The organism is Roseiarcus sp. (genome assembly GCF_052145395.1).
GTDB lineage: Bacteria > Pseudomonadota > Alphaproteobacteria > Rhizobiales > Beijerinckiaceae > Roseiarcus.
Window position 1 is genome coordinate 1 of the sequence record NZ_JBKQOT010000849.1, and the last position, 5,438, is coordinate 5,438.

At 70.4% G+C, this 5,438-nt stretch carries 5 protein-coding genes; all 5 read left to right on the forward strand.

All coding sequences use genetic code 11. The annotated features are described in order from the left end of the window. Positions 1-104 precede the first annotated feature (104 nt). The 5 genes from ACLP25_RS29570 to ACLP25_RS29590 all read left to right on the forward strand — a co-directional run bounded on the left by ACLP25_RS29570 (position 105) and on the right by ACLP25_RS29590 (position 5,408). Positions 105-791, forward strand: coding sequence for a DUF1638 domain-containing protein (locus ACLP25_RS29570; protein WP_442472663.1), 687 nt, complete (start codon positions 105-107; stop codon positions 789-791). Continuing rightward, on the forward strand, positions 779-1,084 hold the full coding sequence (locus ACLP25_RS29575; RefSeq protein WP_442472664.1) for a virulence factor: 306 nt from the start codon (positions 779-781) through the stop codon (positions 1,082-1,084). Before ACLP25_RS29570 ends, ACLP25_RS29575 begins: the two co-directional genes overlap by 13 nt. Before the next feature lie 37 nt (positions 1,085-1,121). After that, on the forward strand, positions 1,122-3,131 hold the full coding sequence (locus tag ACLP25_RS29580) for an ASKHA domain-containing protein (protein WP_442472665.1): 2,010 nt from the start codon (positions 1,122-1,124) through the stop codon (positions 3,129-3,131). 134 nt (positions 3,132-3,265) lie between these two features. Then, complete coding sequence (phoU, locus tag ACLP25_RS29585) at positions 3,266-3,988, forward strand: phosphate signaling complex protein PhoU (protein WP_442472666.1); 723 nt, start codon at positions 3,266-3,268, stop codon at positions 3,986-3,988. 100 nt (positions 3,989-4,088) lie between these two features. After that, positions 4,089-5,408, forward strand: a complete 1,320-nt coding sequence (locus tag ACLP25_RS29590; RefSeq protein ID WP_442472667.1) for a bifunctional folylpolyglutamate synthase/dihydrofolate synthase — start codon at positions 4,089-4,091, stop codon at positions 5,406-5,408. Positions 5,409-5,438 lie beyond the last annotated feature (30 nt).

Here is a 5,438-nt window from a genome sequence, read left to right on the forward strand (position 1 = left end):
GCGATCGGCGCCGACGCCTATTGCCGCGACGCGTCGGCGGCGGTCGAGACCGCCAGGGCCCTCATCGCCCGCCGGCAAGGGACCATTGCGGCGCGCGAGGACGCATGACCGCCCGGAAGGCCCGACCTGCCGAAACCGACGTCGACGACGCGCCGGCCTATCCGGGCCGCAATGAGGGAGCGCGCAGGGTGCTCGTCATCGCCTGCGGGGCGCTGGCGCGCGAGGTCCTCGCGCTCGGCCTCGACGGGATCGACGTGACCTGTCTGCCGGCAAGCCTGCACAACCGGCCGGACCGAATTCCCGAGAGGATGCGCGCGACGATCCGCGCCAACCGCGTCGCCTACGACGAGATTATGTGCCTCTACGGCGATTGCGGAACCGGCGGCGCGCTCGACGAGGTGTTGAGGGAAGAGGGCGTCACGCGCATCGCCGGCGCGCATTGCTACGCTTTCTATGGCGGCGAGTCGGCCTTCGCCGCGCTCGCCGAGGAGGAGCCGGGAACCTTCTACCTTACTGACTTTCTCGCCCGGCATTTCGAAACGCTGGTCATCAAGGGCCTCGGCCTCGACCGCTTCCCGAACCTGCGCGACGCCTATTTCGGCGCCTACCGGCGCGTCGTCCATCTCGCGCAATTCGACGACCCGGAAACCGCAGCCAAGGCGCGCGCCGCCGCCGACCGGCTCGGCCTCGCCTTTGAGCGCCGCTTCACCGGGCTCGACGGGATTGCGGCGTTCCTGACCGATGCGGGGCGCGACGGGCGCAAGACAATGGCGGGGACATGGCCGACCTGATCATCGTCTATTGGCGCGACATCCCGAGCCAGGTCGTCGTCAAGTCCGGACGGCAGGCGGCTCGGCGCGAACTGCCCGAGAAGTTCATCCGCGCCATCGACGCGGCGGCGATGCACGCGGGCGCGAAGAGCGACGACGCCTATCTCGCCGAATGGCGCCGCAGCGATCCGGCGCCTTGCGGCGACGACCTCGAGGCGGAGGCCGCCGCCGCAGCGGCGCGGCTGGAAGCCGAATACGATGCGCATAGGCTCGCCTTGCTCGCAAGGCGCGACGGGCGCGAGACGCGGCTGTGACGCTCGCCGGCGCAGTCACGAACGGGGCCGGAAACAGGTGACCGAACACCGCGTCGTCTTCACGCCGTCCGGAAAGCGCGGCGGATTCGCAGAGGGAACGAGCCTGCTCGAGGCGGCGCGCCGCCTCGGCGTCGACCTCGATTCAGTCTGCGGCGGGCGCGGAATCTGCGGCCGCTGCCAGGTCGACGTCGCCGAAGGGGCCTTCGCCAAGCACGCCGTCGATTCGCGCGCAGATCACGCGAGCCCGTGGAGCGCGGTCGAACAGCGCTACGTCGAGAAGCGCGGCTCCTTTCCGTCGGGTCGGCGGCTCGGCTGCCAGGCAAGAATCTGCGGCGACCTCGTCGTCGACGTGCCGCCCGAGAGCCAGGTGCACCGCCAGGTCGTGCGCAAGCGCGCCGAGGAGCACGCGATCGAAATCGATCCGGTCGTGCGCCTGCATATGGTCGTGGTCCGCGAGCCGGACATGAGCGACCCATCGAGCGATTTCCGGCGCCTGCAGGAGGCGCTGGCCGAGCAATGGGGAGTAGCCGACGCGACCGCCGACCTCGCCGTCCTGAAGACGCTGCAGACGACGCTGCGCGCCGGCGGCTGGACGGTCACCGCCGCGGTGCGCGACGGCTGGGAGATCGTCGCCCTGTTCCCGGGCTTCGCCATCGACGCCTACGGCTTTGCGGTCGACGTCGGCTCGACGACCATCGCCGCCTACCTCTGCGATCTCGCGAGCGGCGCGGTTCTCGCCTCCGTCGGGGCGATGAACCCGCAGATCCGGTTCGGCGAAGACCTGATGAGCCGCGTCTCCTATGCCATGATGAATCCGGGCGGGAAGGCGGAGCTGACCCGCGCCGTGCGGGACGCGATCGACGCGCTGATCGGCGAGGCGACCCATCAAGCCGGCGTCGCGCGAAACCAAATTGTCGAGGTCACGCTGGTCGGCAATCCTGTCATGCACCATCTCGCGCTCGGGCTCGACCCGACGGAGCTGGGCAGCGCGCCGTTCGCGCTGGCGATCGACGGCGCCTGCGAGGTGAAGGCCCGAGACCTCGGGCTCGACGTCGCGCCCGGCGCCGTTGTCTATGCGCTCCCCTGCATCGCAGGCCATGTCGGCGCCGACGCGACGGGAGTCGTGCTCGCCGAGGCGCCCTATCTCGGCGATGCGTTGCGGCTGATCGCCGACGTCGGCACCAATGCGGAAATCGTGTTCGGCAATCGCGAGCGGCTACTGGCGGCCTCTTCCCCGACCGGCCCGGCCTTCGAGGGCGCGCAGATTTCCTGCGGCCAGCGCGCGGCTCCCGGCGCGATCGAACGGGTCCGGATCGACCGGGAAACGCTGGAGCCGCGCTTCAAGGTGATCGGCTGCGACCTCTGGTCCGGCGACCCGGGCTTCGCCGATGCGACGGTGGGCCTGGGTGTCACCGGCGTCTGCGGCTCGGGAATCATCGAGGCGATCGCGGAGCTGTTTCTGGCGGGCGTCGTCACTGAGGACGGCGTGATCGACGGCGCGCTGGCCCAACACACGTCGCGCGTCGAGCCAGTCGGCCGCGCCTTCGCCTATGTTCTGAACGAGGGGCCGCCACGGCTCCTCATCCATCAGACCGACGTCCGCGCCATCCAGCTCGCCAAGGCCGCGCTCTACGCGGGAGCGAAGCTCCTGATCGAGCGCCGGGGCGCCGCTCCCGAGCGGATCACCCTCGCCGGAGCGTTCGGCGCCCAGATCGACCCGGTCTATGCCATGGCGCTCGGCATGATCCCCGACTGCGACCTCGAAAAGGTCGCGAGCGCCGGCAACGCCGCCGGGACCGGCGCGCGCATCGCCCTTCTCAATCGCGCGGCGCGGGCCGAGATCGAGCGCGTGGCGCGCACCATCGAGAAGGTCGAGACCGCGATCGAGCCGAGCTTCCAGTCCCTGTTCGTCGCCGCCATGGCGATCCCCAACAAGACGGACGCCTTTCCCAACCTCGCCCGGCGGATCGACCTGCCCGCGCCGAAAGCGGCGCCGAACGAAGGCGGCCGGCGCCGAAGACGCTCCGCATCGATCGCGCCGGCGTGAAATGCGCGGCTCGCCGGCGGCCCGCGAGCCGAGCGCGGAAATCGCGCCTCGCCGACGGCGTCTTGCCTTCAAAAGACATTCGCGCAAACAGGCTATGGGTGCAGAATCAAGTTTCTCACGAACGGATCCGCACCGTGGCCGACCATACCGTCAAAGCCTACGACAGAGAGTTGGACGCGCTCGGCCGCACGATCATCGAGATGGGCGGGGTCGTGCGGCAAATGCTTGTCGATTCCCTTGATTCGCTGACCGACGCCGACGTCGGGCTCGCGCAGGAGGTCGTCACGACCGGCCTGGGCTTCGCCAAGCTGCGGCGTCGGGTCGAGTCCGAGGCGATCCTGACCATCGCGCGCCGCGCGCCGGTCGCCGCGGACCTGCGCGACGTCGTCGCGGCCTTCCGCATCTCGGGCGACCTCGGTCGGATCGCCGCCCACGCCGGATCGATCGCCGACCACACTGTGAAAGTCGGCTCGGCCGTTCGGATTCCCCGTGCGATCCTCGGCCACAAGCACATGGGCGGACTGGCGATAAACCTCATGAACGACGCGCTCGGCGCCTACGTCGATCGGGACGCGGAGCGCGCGCGCAAGGTCTGGGAGCGCGATGCGGACCTCGACTCGCTCGAAGGCTCCGTCTACGGCGACCTTTTGAGCCAGATGATCGACGATCCGCGCGCCATCAGCTTCTGCGCCCACATGATGTCCGTCACCAAGCACATCGAGCGGGTCGGCGATCACGCCACCAACATCGCCGAGACGGTCATGTATCTCGTCACCGGCGTCGCCCCCGCCGGCGAGCGGCCGCGCGGCAGGGGAACGGCCTGCATCGAGCCGCTCACGTACGACGAAGACTTTTGACGCGGTCGTGGATTCGGCGTAACCGAGCGCCCTTTCCAGTGAACGCCGCCCAACGAGCCTTGGCGGGCGGGCGTCTGACCGTTTTCCCTGACGTGCTGGCATGGCTGAGGATTCCGAGCTTGCCGCGGCGATGGCGCGGCTCGACGCGCTGACCGACTGGGAGCGCCGGCCGCGCAGCCGCATGCGCGTCGGGCTCGAGCCCGCGCGCGATCTCGCCGCCCGGCTCGGCGATCCGCAGAAAGCGTTCCGCGCCGTCCATGTCGCGGGAACGAAGGGCAAAGGCTCCGTTTCGGCGCTGATCGAGGCCGGGCTCACGCGCGCGGGACTCCGGGTCGGCCGTTACGCTTCGCCCCATGTCGAGCGCGTGACCGAGCGCGTGAGCCTTCAGGCCCATGATGTCGATCCGGAGACGCTGGCGCGCGGGCTGACCCGAGCGCTCGACGCCTACGAGGCCGCGCGGCGCGAGGGCACGGCGGCGGCCGACGCCACCTGGTTCGACTGCCTCACCCTGGCGGCCTTCGTGATCTTCCGCGAGGCGGGCGTCGAATGGGCGATCGTCGAGGTGGGCCTCGGGGGACGGCTCGACTCGACCAACATCGTCGACGGCGAGGTTGCGGTCGTCACCAACATCGGGCTCGAGCACACCGATATTCTCGGCGCGACGCGCGCCGCAATCGCAGGCGAAAAGGCCGGCATTGTGAAGTCCAGCGCTACCGTCGTGACGACGCTTGCGCCCGACGACGAGGCCGGACGTGTGGTCCATGCGAGGGCGAGCGCGCTCGGCTGCGCGGTCCTGCGAAGCAACGCCGGCGAAGGCGCGACGGTCGAGGAGACCAATGCGGCGCTCGCCGGCGCCGTTCTCGACGCCCTCGGCCGCAAGGGCGCGACGACGCGCGGCGGGGCGCCGGTCGGCGCGGCGCTCCTCGACAAGCAAGCCCGCGTTCGTGCAAGACTCGTCGGCCGGATGGAGCGCTTCACGCTCGCAGGCGGACCGCGGCCCCTGCCGGTCATGCTCGACGGCGCGCATGTCCCGTTCAACATCGCCGCGGTGCTCGCCGATCTCGCACGGGAGCCCGAATTCACTGGCCCGTGCGTGGCCGTGGTCGCGCTGGCGCAGGACAAGGACGCCGCAGGCTTTCTGACCGAGGTCGGCAGGCGCGCCTCGACGATCGTGTGCACGAACGTCCCCTCCGCCACACGCGGGCGCCCCGCCGCGGAGCTTCATGCGATCGCGGCGTCCCTCGGGCGCCCGAGCGAGGTCGAGCCCGACCCGAAGCGGGCGTTCCGGCGCGGGGTCGAGCTCGCGCGGAGGAACGGTATGTGGCTGCTCGTCACGGGATCGCTCTATCTGGTGGGGGCCTTGCGCGGAGAGGTCCTTCGGTTCCGCCTCGGGACGGACGCCATAGGGCCTGCGCGCTGAATTTGAACGCGCCGGTTGACGGCGTACGCG